Genomic DNA, 13,254 nt, shown 5'->3' with positions numbered 1-13,254 from the left:
CGTGTCAGCCCGTCAGACTCTCTCGTCGGCTCGTCAGCGCCCGAGCACCGGCTCCCAGGCGTGATCGAGCACCGCCCGGGCCGCGGCGAGGCGCGCCGGATCCGCGGGCGGGAGCGGCGATCCGTTCAGGCGGGTCGCGGGCCGCACCCCGTGCAGCGCGTTCACGGCCCACACCTCGGAGCGTGAGAGCTCGTCGACCGTGGCGAGCGCGGGCATGAGATCCGGAAGAGCCTCCCGCAGCGTCGCCTCCATCACCGATGCGACGCGCTGAGGCAGCGCCGACACCTGGCCGCGGGCCTCGCACTTACTGCCTTCCGGCCACCAGACGAGACTCGTCGTCGCGCCCTCCGCGACGTGTCCCGCGGCATCCACCAGCAGCGGCTCCTGCGCCGCTGCGCCGACACTGAGTTCGCGCGCGAGTGCCGCATAGCGCGCGATGTTCGGCCCCTTGCGCTCGGGGTGTTCGCGTTCGGGCACCATCGTCGCGGTTCCCGCAGGCGGCGCGACGAGCTCGATGTCGTCGCGGAGCGGGGGGAGAGGGCGGATCGCGAGAGCGAGGTGCGGCTCGGCCGAGGGCGCGCGATCCGCCGCCGTTCGCTCCGGGCCGAGGCCCGCCGTTTGCCCGGCGCGCGGGGGCGTTGCCGGGGCCCACAGCTCGAGCCGAGGGAATCCCTCGCCCGCCTCCGCGATGCGCGTTCGTGCCTCCGCAAGAAACCTCGTGAGCGCCGCGCTCACCGCGTCGGGCTGCGCGCTCGGGTCGGCATCGAGCCAGGCGGCGGTCGCGGTGGCGGTGAACCGCGCGAGGTGCCGCTCGAAGCTCCGCACCTCCGCGCGCCCGTGGGCGACGCGCACGCGGAAGGAGTCTGCGGCGAGCAGCGCGCTTTCGGTGGCGGGCGACGCTGTTTCGGTGCCGCGCGGAGCGCTTTCGTTGCCGGGCGGCGCGCTCACCGTGCGCTCACCGTGCCGAGTCGTTCGCTCACGATGCTGGGTCGCGTACGGCGCCGAGCTGGCCGAGAACGGAGTAACGCTCGGGCAGCGGTCCGCGCCCCGTGGCCGCGAGCAGCAGCGCGCTTCCCACGCCTCGCCGCGCCGCGATCGCGCCGGCCAATTCGAGAGCCTCACCGAGCACGGAGGCCGGGGGCTCCGGCGGCGGGGCCGACGCGGCGTGCCCATCGAGCGCGATGACGGCGGCGCGGACGTCGAGGCCGTGCACCACGAGTTCGAACGCGCGGGTCGGCAGGTAGGCGGCGAGGCGCATGCCCCCGACGATGGTCTCGATCAGGGGGTTGCCCGCGTCCTTGACAACCCCGAGCACGCGGCCCGCGATTTCCGCGAAGGCGAGCGCCGGGTCGTCTCCGAGCGCCGCGCCGGCCTCGATCCCGCGCTGTAGCACGGCGGTGTCGCTCGCGCCCGGCAGTTGGAGCGAGCGGGCAAAATACTCGTCGGCGCTGCGCGCGGCTTCGGCGTGCGCGGGGCGGGCGAGGTACTGCTCTACGGTGAGCAGCGCGCGGCTCGTGTGCCCGACGAGGGCGCGCAGGTCCCAGTCGCCGAGTCCCGGCGCATCCCAGCCTGACGCCGGCACAGCGTCGACCACTTCGACCGCCCACGCGGCGGCCGCGGCAAAGTTCGTGCGGGCTTCAGCCGCCCCATCGGCCTCGTGCATGTCGCGAGCGTATCACCGCCGCTACGCTGAGACGATGCTCATTCGTGAGATCGTGTCGGGGGTCGCGGGAGGCGCTGGTGGTGCTGGTGATGCTGGTGCTGGTGCTGGTGCTGGTGCTGGTGCTAGTGCTAGCGCTGGCGGTGCTGGCGCGGTTGTCTCCTCCGACGAGCTCGCGTTGCGCTGCGCCCGGCGAATGGCGGCGAGCGGGCGACCCTGGTTCTGGCTCGATGGAGCGGGAGCGCCCACGGGAGAGCGACGCGTGTCGCGGATCGGTCTCGCGAGCGAAGTCCGGGAGGCTCGCGGGGCTGTTGGTGCTGGAGGGATTGCCAGTGCTGGAGGGGTTGCCGGTGCTGGTGGTGCTGGCACACTGCGCGGCGACGATGCGCGCGGTTTTCTGAAGGAGCTTCGCGGCGGAGACTGGGTGCTCGCGCTCGGGTACGAGTTCGGGCTCGCGCTGCTCGACGCTCCCGGGGTTCATGACGCGTCTGCGCCGCGTGCCTCGGCCAGTCCTGCGCGGAGCGCGTCGGCCGCTGCCTCCCTCGGTTTCGCGCTGCGGAGCGACGTTACGATCCTGATCGATCACGACTCCGGATCCGCCTCGCTATGCGGTCCCGACGCCGCGGCGATCGACGCATGGCTCGCAGAGAACGGCGGGCTGCTCGCCGGGCTGGGTGATCCGCCGTCTGAAGGTGGAGCGCGACACCCGAGCGCCTCGCCCGCCTTCTCGGCTACTACCCCGCGCGCCGGTGCATCCACAGGCTCGACCACCTCGCCCATCACCCCAGAGCGCGCGCACCACCCGCGCTGGCGCATGCCCGATGCGGCGTATGCCGAGGCCGTCGAGCGCTGCCGCGCCGCGATCGCCGAGGGTGAGGCGTACGTGCTGTGCCTCACCGACACCGCTGAGGTGAGCGTGGCGCAGGGGCACGGCTTCGATCCCCTCGCGATCTACGAGCGACTGCGGGTCGGGGCGCCGACGCGGGGCGGGGTGATCGTCACGGGGGATCGCGCGCTGGTGAGCGCGAGCCCGGAGCGGTTTCTCTCGGTGCGCGCGCGCCGCGTCGAGACCCACCCGATCAAGGGCACGCGGCGCCGGGGTGCGTCGCCGGATTCCGACCGTGCGTCGGCCGCCGCACTCGGCGCTGACCCGAAGGAGCGCGCGGAGAACCTGATGATCGTCGACCTCATGCGCAACGACCTGAGCCGGGTGTGCGAGCCGGGGTCCGTGCGGGTCGAGGGGTTTCTGCGCGTCGAGTCGCACGCGCACGTGCACCAGCTCGTGAGCACGGTCTCGGGCACGCTCGCGGAGGGGCGCGACGTCTGGGACGTCATCGCGGCCGCCTTTCCGGGCGGGTCGATGACCGGGGCGCCGAAGCGGCGGGCCGTCGAGTTGCTCGCGGAGCTGGAAGCCGGCCCGCGCGGGCTCTACTCGGGGTGCTTCGGGTGGGTGGACGGGAACGGTGACGGCGAGCTCGCCATGACGATTCGCGGGATCGAACTCACCGGATCCTGCCCTGATATTTCCGCTGGATCTGCGTTCGCGAGCGAGCCCCGCACCCGGCCCGACAGCGCTCCCGAGCGCCGCTTCACCCGGGCGCTCGTCGGGGCGGGCGGGGGCGTGACAATCGACTCGGACCCGGCGCGCGAGGTCGCCGAAAAGCACGTGAAGGCTGCGGCGTTGCTCGCGGCGCTTCGGGGGTGAAGATCCGCCCGGTCGAAGCGGTATTCTGGTCGGAAGTGTGCGCTCGCGTCGGCGGGCGATTCGTGACGAGATCGAGGTATGTGTGACCGAGCAGCAGGGGCGCGACGCCGAGGGCTACGACTTCCGGGCGATTCAGGAGCGATGGCTCCCGGTCTGGGACGATCTGAAGCCCTTCGAGGTGAGCACCGACCCCGCTGCCGATTCGGGCCGGCCGAAGAAGTACGTGCTCGACATGTTCCCGTACCCCTCGGGCGACCTCCACATGGGGCACGCTGAGGCCTTCTGCTTCGGCGATGTGCTCGCGCGGTACTGGCGCGGGCGCGGCTACGACGTGCTGCACCCGATCGGCTGGGACTCGTTCGGCCTGCCCGCCGAGAACGCGGCCATCAAGCGCGGCGTCGATCCTCGCGAGTGGACCTATGCGAACATCGCGCAGCAGAAGGCGTCGTTCCGTCTCTACGCGCCGTCGTTCGACTGGAGCCGCGTGCTCCACACGAGCGACCCCGAGTACTACCGTTGGAACCAGTGGCTGTTCCTCAAGTTCTACGAGAAGGGCTTGGCGTACCGCAAGGCGAGCTGGGTCAACTGGGACCCGGTAGATCAGACCGTGCTCGCGAACGAGCAGGTGCTGCCCGACGGCACCTCCGAGCGCTCGGGCGCAATGGTCGTCAAGAAGAAGCTGACGCAGTGGTACTTCCGCATTACTGACTATGCGGATCGGCTGCTCGACGACCTCGACAAGCTCGAGGGCCAGTGGCCGTCCAAGGTGCTGAACATGCAGCGCAACTGGATCGGTCGTTCGCGGGGCGCCGAGGTCGAGTTCGAGATCGAGGGGCGCGACGAGCGCGTGCCGGTGTTCACGACGCGGCCCGACACGCTGCACGGCGCGACGTTCATGGTTGTCGCGCCCGACTCCGACCTCGCGGCGGAGCTCGCGGCCGGCGCATCGGACGAGGTGCGCGCTGCATTCGAGGAGTACCTCGCGGCGACGCAAAAGCAGACCGAGATCGAACGGCAGAATGCGGATCGCGAGAAGACCGGCGTCTTTCTCGATCACTTCGCCGTCAACCCGGTGAACGGTGAGCGGATTCCGGTGTGGGCTTCTGACTACGTGCTCGCGGACTACGGTCACGGCGCGATCATGGCGGTGCCCGCGCACGACCAGCGCGACCTCGACTTCGCGCTGAAGTTCGAGCTGCCCGTACGCGTGGTCGTCGACGTGCGCGACGCCGACGGCGAGCCGCTCGCCGACCCCGCCGAGAGCGGCGTGGCCACCGCCGGCGACGGCGTGCTCGTGAACTCCGCTGAGCTCGACGGGCTGCGGAAGACCGAGGCGATCGCCCGCGCGATCGAGGTGCTCCAGGAGCGCGGGACCGGTCGCGCCTCCACGACGTACCGCCTGCGCGACTGGCTCATCTCGCGTCAACGCTACTGGGGCACGCCGATCCCGATTCTGCACGGTGCCGATGGCGAGATGCGCCCGGTCGACGCCTCCGCGCTTCCCGTCGAGCTGCCCGCTTCGGAGGGACTCGACCTCAAGCCGAAGGGCTCCTCGCCGCTGGGCGCGGCGACCGAGTGGGCGACCGTCGTCGACCCCGAGACGGGGGAGGGCTGGACTCGGGATCCCGACACGATGGACACCTTTGTCGACAGCTCCTGGTACTACCTGCGGTTCCTCTCGGCGAACGACTCGACGCAGGCGTTCGACCCGGCTGCGGTCAACGCGTGGGGCCCGATCGATCAGTATGCGGGCGGCGTCGAGCACGCGATCCTGCACCTGCTCTACTCGCGCTTCATCACTAAGGTGCTGCACGATCTCGGCTACCTCGAGTTCGACGAGCCTTTCACCGCGCTCCTCAACCAGGGAATGGTGCTGCAGGACGGCGCGAAGATGTCGAAGTCGAAGGGTAACCTCGTCGAGTTCGCGAGCGAGTTGCAGTCGCACGGCGCCGACGCGCTGCGCGTGACGCTCGCGTTCGCCGGGCCGCCGGAGGACGACATCGACTGGGCCGACGTGTCGGTGCAGGGGTCGGCGAAGTTCCTCGCGCGCGCCTGGCGTGTTGCCGATGACGTTGCTACTTCTGGTGCACCTCGCGGCGTCGACTTCTCGGGCGGGGACGCGGGCTTGCGCCGCGCGACGCATCGCCTGCTCGCGGACGCCCCCGGGCTCGTCGAGGCGTACAAGTTCAACGTGGTGGTCGCCCGCCTCATGGAGCAGGTGAACGTGACGCGCAAGGCGATCGACTCGGGCGCCGGCGTAGCCGACCCCGCAGTGCGCGAGTCGGCCGAAGCGATCACCGTGATCCTGTCGCTGTTCGCGCCCTACGCTGCCGAGGACATGTGGGCGAAGCTCGGCTTCGAGCCGACGGTCGCGCTGGCCGAGTGGCCCACCGCCGACGAGTCGCTGCTCGTCGAGGACGAGGTCACGATGGTGGTGCAGGTCGATGGCAAGGTGCGCGATCGGCTCACGCTGCCCGCGTCCGTTTCGGAGGCCGACGCCGAGGCCGCGGCGCGGGCTTCCGCCGCCGTACAGCGCGCCGTGGGCGATCGGCAGATCGTCAACGTGATCGTGCGCGTGCCGAAGATCGTGAGCATCGCGACGAAGCCCGCGGCGTAGTTCGGGGGCGAGATGCGACATTTCGACAGCCGCACGGCTCTGACAGGCCACTTCTGCTAGACTTGGTTCTTGGCTTGCGTGTGGTCATCACCACACCCCCGTAAGGTGCCCTCTCTCACCGTGCGGAACAACCCGTCAACTGGATCTCAAAGGACACATCTCAACGTGGCAAATATCAAGTCGCAGCTCAAGCGCATCAAGACCAACCGCAAGGCTACGGAGCGCAACAAGGCGTACAAGAGCGAGCTCCGCACCGTCGTGCGCGCAGCGCGCGAGGCGATCGCCGCTGGCGACAAGTCGGTTGCCGAGGCCAAGCTGAAGGCTGCCGGTCGCAAGCTCGATAAGGCAGTTTCCAAGGGCGTCATCCACAAGAACCAGGCAGCGAACCGCAAGTCGAAGCTCGCTTCGCAGGTCGCCGGGCTCTAAACAGGTTTTCGCGCTTAGCGCTTCGAGGAGGGCTCCGCTTCGGTGGGGCCCTTTTTCGTGTGCCTGCGGTGGCGGTGGCGGTGGCGTGCGCGGTGGCGTTCGCGCGAAACCACGGCTTGTCCTCGCTCTCTCAGCTGTGGAAGCCGGCGGAATTTCTCGCGGCGACTACGCGGTACGGCCCCGTCCGTCGACCCGCCCACGCCGAGCGATGAAGAGCAGATACTTTTCGAGCGCGTACTCTGGGTCACGGCTGCCGCCCTTCAGCAGCCACTCGGTCTCGGCGGCGAGGTCGATGGCGCGCGCCAGGTTCTCCTCGCTCCACCCTCGGACTTCGCGAAGCGCGCGGTCGACCTGCCACGGCGCCATGCCGAGCTCTTTGGCGAGCTGACCGCCCGATCCGCCCGCCCCGTAGACCCGCGCCATCGCGCGTACCTTCATGTTGAGCGCGGCGAGCATGGGGATGGGGTCAGTGCCCGTGGAGAACGCCTGCCGCAAGAGCACGAGCGCGTCCGCCGCGCGACCCGCGGTCGCTGCATCAGCAACGCGAAAGGCATTGGTCTCGACGCGTCCCTCGGTGGCGCGGGTGACCTCTTCCTCGGTGATCCGCGTGCCGACGTCGGACACCAGCTGACCGATCGCGCCTGCGAGTTCGCCGATGCCCCCCGCGTACGCGGCCGCGAGCTGCCGCGCCGCGCCCGGGGTTGCCTGCGCACCCAGCCGTCGGAACTCCGCCTGCACGAAACCGAGACGATCCTGGTCCTTCTTCATCTCCGGACAGACGACCTCGATGCCATCGCCCGCACCGCCCCGCACGAGGTCGAGCAGTGCCTTGCCTCGCTGGCCTCCGCTGTGTCGCAGCACGAGCGTTGTGTCGTCGGCGGGGCTCGCGACGTACCGCTTCGCGTCCTCGAGGAACGCGTCGGAGCACTTCTCAACGCTGTCCACCCGGATGAGACGGGGCTCAGCGAAGAGCGACGGGCTCGCGATCGTGAACAGTTCGCCGGCCGTGTATGAGGCCGCGTCCATGTCGTGTACCTCGAGCTCAGCGTTCGTCGCCGCAAGTGCGGTCTTGATCGCCTGACCGGCGCGATCCGCGAGAAAGGCCTCGGGACCCGAAACCAGCACCACTGGCGCGGGCCGTGCCTCAGTCCAATCGAGTTGCGCGATCTTCGCTTTCGAGGCGCTCGCGCGCGGTGCGGTCTTTCGTGCCTGTGCCACCACTTCAGCCTACCGTCGGCGGACGGGGTGTTGATTTCGCGCATCGCTCGCCTCACTCTCCCCGCTCCGCCCACACTCGGAGGTTCCCGGGTGCACCGCTCACGGCAATCGCCCCGAGCTCGTCGGTGCGTAAGACACGTGTTCCCGCTTGACGCAGCTCCTCGAGTGCTGACGTTGCCGGGTGTCCGTAGGCATTGTCGGCCCCGACCGACACGAGCCCGATCTCCGCGAGCGCGTTACCGAAGAGCGCGGGATCGTGATCCGAGGAGCCGTGGTGCGCGACCTTGATCACGTCGACCTGCAACGAACTCACGCTCCTCGCGAGTGCGCGTTGTTCATCCTCGCCCGTGTCCGCGAGGAGAAGTACGGATACCGGGCCGGCCTGAACCCGGAGCACCTGGCTCGCGCCGTTTGTGTCGTCGGGAAGGCTCCCGGGAGGCGGAGCGAGCACCTCCCAACTCAGGTTCCCGAGCGCACCGCCCGCCCCAGCTTCCCCGAAGTCGTAGGGCACATTCGCTGCGTCGAGCATCGCCGTGACCCGACGCGCGGTCCCGTCCTCGCGGTTATTCGGTGCGACGAGAGCGCGATCAACTCGGTCGAGGATCCCGTCCGCGGCTCCTACGTGGTCCCGATCGTCGTGGGTGAGCACGAGGACCGCGATGCGCGTCACACCGAAGCGGTCGAGGCAGGAGTGCAGCAGTTCGGGTGTCTCGCCTGTATCCACGAGCATCACGTTCTCTGGCGCCTCCGGGTCGCGGAGCAGTAGGGCGTCACCCTGACCGACGTCACATGCAACGACGCTCCAGTCCTGCGCCGTGTCCCAGCGTGTCGCTATCGGAGCGACGAGCGTCGGGCCGACGAATATGCCGGTGGCGGTGCAGATCAGCGCCGCAACCGCCGCGCGGATGATCGTCGGCCTACGCCGTTCCAACAGCCAGGGCCGTGGCCCGCTTGCGGGGGCGGTGGCTCGCGGACCGCCTTCGCCAACGCGCTCCCGCAGCACCCACCACGCGACCAACACCAGGCCTTCGACCACGGCGAGTAGCGCCGCGCCACCCCACCCACCTGGCCAGGGCCATCGAGACGCTGGGAGCGCTGCGGTGACCTGAGCTGTGGCCGCTATCCACCGTGCGGGAAAGGCCGCGCACGTGGTGATGAATTCAGCAAGCTGCGTAGATATCGGTGCTGCGAGCATCGCGAGTAACCCGAGGCCTGTTCCCCAAGGAGCGGCAGGCGCGGCGAGTACGTTCGCGAGGAGGCCGGCGGCCGGAAAGCCGTCTTGCACGAGTAACAGCAGTGGCCCGCACGCGAACTGGGCGGCGATCGCGACGGCGACCGGCAGCAACGCCCACCGCGGTGCCGGTGCGATTCTCGAAAGCATGCTCGAGATCGCGGGCGCCCAGAGCAGGATCCCGGCGGTTGCGGCCACGGATAGGGCGAAGCCCGGCTGCAGCGCCTGCCAAGGATCGATGAGGAGCAGAATCAAAATGGCGATCCCGAGGCTCGGTAACGCGGCGTTCCGTTTTCCGCCGTATCCAGAAATGAGCATCACTGACGCCATGACCGCCGCTCGCTGCAGGCTCGGATCGGGTCCGACGACGACCACGAACGCCCCCAGTGTGAGGCCCGAAACCACGAGCCGTCCGCGGCGCCTGATGCGGCACAGCGCCGCCACTCCCGCGATCGCGGAGACGACGAGCGCGCAGTTCGCCCCGGAAACGGCGACGAGGTGGGTGAGTGAGCTCTGTTCCATTTTAGAGGTGACTTCTGCAGGGACGAGCGAGGTGTCGCCAACCGCGAAGCCCGGAACGAGTTGGGCGCCCGGCACCGTCGCTGCGACGGCGCGGAGACCCGCGCGAAGCTGTGCGGCCGTTGCGCTCGCTGCGCCCGTGAGCGCCCCGGCCATGCTCGTGAAGTCGATCGCGGTGCTGTTGCCCGGACCCTCGACAGCGTTCGTCGAGTGTTCTCGAGTCGGCGCCGTCGCCGGTACGTTCTGAATACTCGAGACGCGGACGCCGTAGGCAGCCGACGAAGCGGGACCCAGCGCTACCAGTGCTCCCGTGATTCGGAGCCGAGTACCCGGCGCCCAGGAGTCTAAGTCCGCCTTCGCCGCATCGCTGCCGTACCAAAGCACCACGGGCATGGCGCCACTCGAACTTGCGGCGCGAGCAAGAACCCATCCGCCGAGCCCGCCGCGCGATGCGTCGTTCAACGCGCCATTCGCGCCCGGACTGTGCCGAGGGAAGCCCCGCAGTGTCACGTCAAGATTCACTGAACTTCCGCGCTCGGCCGCGCTCGAGAAACCAGGGTCCGAGCGCACCGCCTCCAGCGCGCTCACGCGAGCGCCCAGCACGAGGAGCACCGCGCAGGGGATCGACACCAGCGCGAGCACCACCCGACCGCGGTGCCCGCGAAGCGCGACCACGGACGTGGCTGCCGAGCCGACCGTGACGGCTCCCCATGCGATCCACACTCCTGATCCGGGGAGAGTGACCGCGCCTGCGCTCACCACCCACCCGGCTACCGCGGGGGCGAGCAACCGCCACGTGCCGGGCAGGCGTTCCGCGCGCGGCGCGCTTGCGGGAACCGTCGTACGCGCGCTCGTAGGGACGGCCGTATGCGCGCTCGCACCCGTACGTCCGCGAGCGCCGAACTCGCCTGCTGAGGTCGGGGTCACGGTGTTACCAGGTCTCGAAACCCATCGAGCGTCTTCTCGCCGATGCCGGGGACGTCGAGGAGCTGATCGACCGAAGCGAAGCCACCGTTGGCTTCCCGATAGTCGACGATGTGCTGGGCGAGCGCCGGGCCGATGCGAGGCAGCGTTTGAAGGTCCTCGGAGGTCGCCGAATTCAAGGAGAGTAGCCCAGAGCGAGACCCGCCGCCCGCCGACGTCGCTCCGCCCGCCGCGGTTCCGTTCCCGGAAGGTCCTGTGCTTGCACCCACGCCTGCTCCCGCGCTGGCATTCCCGCCAGAAGCCCAAGCCTCCGCGAGCGCTGCGTCGGGAACAACGATCTGTTCTCCGTCGACGACCGCTCGCGCAAGGTTGAGCGCCTCGAGCGCGGCGACCTTGGTTTCTCCTCCCGCAGCTGCAATCGCATCCGAAACTCGCGCGCCCGGCTCGACCGTGACGACTCCCGGCGAGGTCACCTCGCCGACGACGTGCACAGTGAACTTCGCCGTATCACTCCCCGCCGGCAGCCCATCTCCTCCCGTTGCACCGCTCGCTCCCGGCGTGTGTTTCCCGACTTCCACAGGTCCCGGTACCGCGCCGCTGGCAGATTCCTCATCAGACGCCGACCCGGCACTCGCCCCTTCAGAAGACACCGGGTCGATCGCGGTCCCCGGGACCTCGTGCCCATGAAACATCGTGATACCTATGGCCACGGCCACAGCCGCCGCGAATACGACGATTCCGACGAGCACCGGGACCGCGATCGCCGCGCGCACCCGGTCGCGAAGCCGGGTGAACGGCACCCACGTGAGCGGATTCGGATCCGCACCCTCCGTTGATGCTCTGGCACCGCGGCGTCGCATTGATCTGTCTGGCTTCCGTTGCGCTTCGGGCTGCACCCGGGCCCAGTGGCCCCGTTCAAGGAGGGCCTCGGATGACCATGGAGAATGAGCTGGAGCGGGCGTTTCGTGAGCCAGGACTTCCGTTGCGGGTTCGCGAAGCGTGGCATGCGGGTCGAAGCCCGCTTCTGATTCGATCGCCCCGCCGTCGGCGGACAATGCTGCGTTCTGGCCCAAGCGCGCGTCGCTCAGGTCGATCGGCGGTCCGCCTGTCGCTACGCCGCCGAGGGCCGTTTCCTGTCGCATGGTGAAACGGTAGGGCGACGGGACGCACGCTTTCGCCGGGCATCTTCACTTTGTGAAGAAATCGTTCGAACCTTCAAAATTGCCACGACTGTGAGTAATTCATGCAAAATCCATGAATGTCGGAGGTTCAAACTTTACTAGAGCCATGAACGAATTGCTGTTTTCGCTCCCGCCAGCGGTCGGTGCCGCTTCGGCGGTCCCGACAGGCGTTGAGACAGACCCGGCCCCGGCCACCGAGGCTTCTCGGAAGTACATTGAGGAGCTCCTACGATGGATCGAGCAACTCGAACAGCACCAACGCGTGGTTGATGCCGCGCGCATGGAATTCCTCGCGGCGGCACTCTCGTTCACCACTGACCCGGCAAGACCAGCAGATCGCGAGCTCGAGTATCGCGCACTGCGTGCAGAGGTGGCGGCGATTCTGGGCGTCAGCGAGTATGCAGCGGAAGCGCAACTCAACACCGCCTACACGGTGCGCCGCTCCTACCGCGCGACCCTGTCCGCTCTCGCATCGGCGGAGATCGGAGTTGCTCATGCGCGAGTCATTGCTGACGCGGGCGTTCGTATCGGGGTGGGGATAGACCCGCTCGTGCAAGCGCGCCGAGCCGCCTTCGAAGAAGCCGTGCTTGAGCATGCGCGGAGGGAGACACCAAACCGCTTACGTCCCATCGCTCGACGCATTGCAGAAGGACTGACGCCCGAACCGCTCGACGAGATGCATCGATCCGAAGTGCGACGGCGGCGAGTGACGGTGCGCGAGGGAGAGTACGGCATGTCTGAGCTCACGGCGTTCGTGCCGACCATTGAGGCGTTCGCGATTCACGACCGACTCACCCAGATTGCGCGTGAAGTTGAGCGGGTGCGGGTCACTGCGTGCGCACCCCGAGATCCCGGCGCCCTCTCCGACGAGCCGCATACGTGCAGTCCGAGCGGCCACCTATCTCGTGATGAGATCCGCGCAGACGCGTTCGTTGAGCTCCTACTCGGGGCTGATACGTCGCGGGTCGCGGGCTGCGAGCAGGCCGGGTACATTCGCGCACGCGTCCAGGTCGTGACGCCGATTGAAGCCTTAGAAATCACAAGTGTCGAGCCCCTACGCTCTGTGGGGCTCGAGGCTCAGGGTTGTGTCGGCGCGGCGGTCTCGCAACAGCGCATATCAGACGAATCCGAAAACCGCTCCGATATGGGAGCGCCCGTTTGGGTTGGTGATCTGAAGCGAGCGAGTGAGATGACAGGGAGACGGGGATTCCGCAACGGTGGTGATGCCTCCATACATCGGGGCAGCCTCGTGGCTGAGCTTGTCGGAGCTGGACCGATCCCGATTGAAGGCGCTCGTCGCGTTGCAGCGGCTGCTTCCAGCTGGGACAGGGTCGCGTTCGATTCGGAGTCAGGGCGCGTGCTGACCGTCGACCGGTATCGACCGAGCGAACAGATGCGCCGCCTGCTCGCCGCGCGTGATCAGCACTGCAGGTTTCCGGGATGCCGAGTACCCATCGCTCGATGCGACCTCGATCACACGATCGACGCTGCCACGGGTGGGTCCACGTCGACGGACAACCTCGCTCACCTCTGTCGCGGCCACCACGTGGTCAAGCACCACACGGCTTGGGCGGTGCGACAGCGCCCCGGGGGAGAGCTCATCTGGACGAGCCCCAGCGGGCGGAAGTACCGGGACCGACCGGCATCTCAAGTTCGATTTGCGCCGGTATCGCAAGGGGCGGCGGGGCAGCCGGCGATAACGGGACACCCGGCGAAAATACCCGCCACTGAAACCTGCGAGCATCGGGAGCCTTTCTGATGCGCGCCCGAACC

9 protein-coding genes are annotated in these 13,254 nt (G+C 68.8%); 4 read left to right on the top strand and 5 right to left on the bottom strand.

What is annotated here, in order from left to right; translation table 11 throughout:
• Positions 1-33 precede the first annotated feature (33 nt).
• Both WFH00_RS05125 and WFH00_RS05120 read right to left on the bottom strand, forming a co-directional pair.
• A complete protein-coding gene (locus WFH00_RS05125; protein ID WP_336659564.1) occupies positions 34-948 on the bottom strand; it encodes an aminotransferase class IV in 915 nt (304 codons plus the stop codon).
• 28 nt (positions 949-976) lie between these two features.
• Entirely contained in the window at positions 977-1,663 is a 687-nt protein-coding gene (locus WFH00_RS05120) for a maleylpyruvate isomerase N-terminal domain-containing protein (protein ID WP_336659562.1), read from the bottom strand.
• A 34-nt stretch (positions 1,664-1,697) separates the two neighbouring features.
• Here WFH00_RS05120 and WFH00_RS05115 point away from each other — a divergent pair, with 34 nt between their 5' ends.
• From WFH00_RS05115 to rpsT, 3 genes are all read left to right on the top strand, one after another.
• The gene (locus tag WFH00_RS05115) at positions 1,698-3,365 is read left to right on the top strand and encodes an anthranilate synthase component I family protein (RefSeq protein WP_336659560.1); all 1,668 of its coding nucleotides are present in this window, start codon (positions 1,698-1,700) and stop codon (positions 3,363-3,365) included.
• A gap of 82 nt (positions 3,366-3,447) precedes the next feature.
• Complete coding sequence (gene leuS, locus WFH00_RS05110) at positions 3,448-5,982, top strand: leucine--tRNA ligase (protein WP_336659559.1); 2,535 nt, start codon at positions 3,448-3,450, stop codon at positions 5,980-5,982.
• Between the two features lie 165 nt (positions 5,983-6,147).
• The gene (gene rpsT, locus WFH00_RS05105) at positions 6,148-6,408 is read left to right on the top strand and encodes a 30S ribosomal protein S20 (RefSeq protein WP_336659558.1); all 261 of its coding nucleotides are present in this window, start codon (positions 6,148-6,150) and stop codon (positions 6,406-6,408) included.
• A gap of 165 nt (positions 6,409-6,573) precedes the next feature.
• Here the strand turns inward: rpsT and holA are convergent, their stop codons facing one another.
• From holA to WFH00_RS05090, 3 genes are read right to left on the bottom strand one after another with little or no spacing between them, the layout of a single operon-like run.
• Positions 6,574-7,626, bottom strand: coding sequence for a DNA polymerase III subunit delta (holA, locus tag WFH00_RS05100; protein WP_336659556.1), 1,053 nt, complete (start codon positions 7,624-7,626; stop codon positions 6,574-6,576).
• Positions 7,627-7,678: 52 nt separating this feature from the next.
• The gene (locus WFH00_RS05095) at positions 7,679-10,303 is read right to left on the bottom strand and encodes a ComEC/Rec2 family competence protein (RefSeq protein ID WP_336659555.1); all 2,625 of its coding nucleotides are present in this window, start codon (positions 10,301-10,303) and stop codon (positions 7,679-7,681) included.
• On the bottom strand, positions 10,300-11,160 hold the full coding sequence (locus tag WFH00_RS05090) for a ComEA family DNA-binding protein (RefSeq protein ID WP_336659554.1): 861 nt from the start codon (positions 11,158-11,160) through the stop codon (positions 10,300-10,302). Before WFH00_RS05090 ends, WFH00_RS05095 begins: the two co-directional genes overlap by 4 nt.
• Positions 11,161-11,554: 394 nt before the next feature.
• On the opposite strand from WFH00_RS05090, the gene WFH00_RS11895 reads away from it, so the two are divergent.
• Positions 11,555-13,240, top strand: a complete 1,686-nt coding sequence (locus tag WFH00_RS11895) for a DUF222 domain-containing protein (protein WP_442918787.1) — start codon at positions 11,555-11,557, stop codon at positions 13,238-13,240.
• The last annotated feature ends 14 nt before the right edge of the window (positions 13,241-13,254 follow it).

It is taken from the genome of Leucobacter sp. USHLN153 (genome assembly GCF_037145615.1).
Classification (GTDB): domain Bacteria; phylum Actinomycetota; class Actinomycetes; order Actinomycetales; family Microbacteriaceae; genus Leucobacter.
This window is presented reverse-complemented; position numbering and strand designations above follow the sequence as displayed.

Bases quoted from the DNA above. Each gene is read 5' to 3' on its own strand.
- WFH00_RS05120 (WP_336659562.1), bottom strand. From the start codon at position 1,663: ATGCACGAGGCCGATGGGGCGGCTGAAGCCCGCACGAACTTTGCCGCG.
- WFH00_RS05115 (WP_336659560.1), top strand. From the start codon at position 1,698: ATGCTCATTCGTGAGATCGTGTCGGGGGTCGCGGGAGGCGCTGGTGGT.
- WFH00_RS05090 (WP_336659554.1), bottom strand. From the start codon at position 11,160: ATGCGACGCCGCGGTGCCAGAGCATCAACGGAGGGTGCGGATCCGAAT.
- WFH00_RS11895 (WP_442918787.1), top strand. From the start codon at position 11,555: ATGAATGTCGGAGGTTCAAACTTTACTAGAGCCATGAACGAATTGCTG.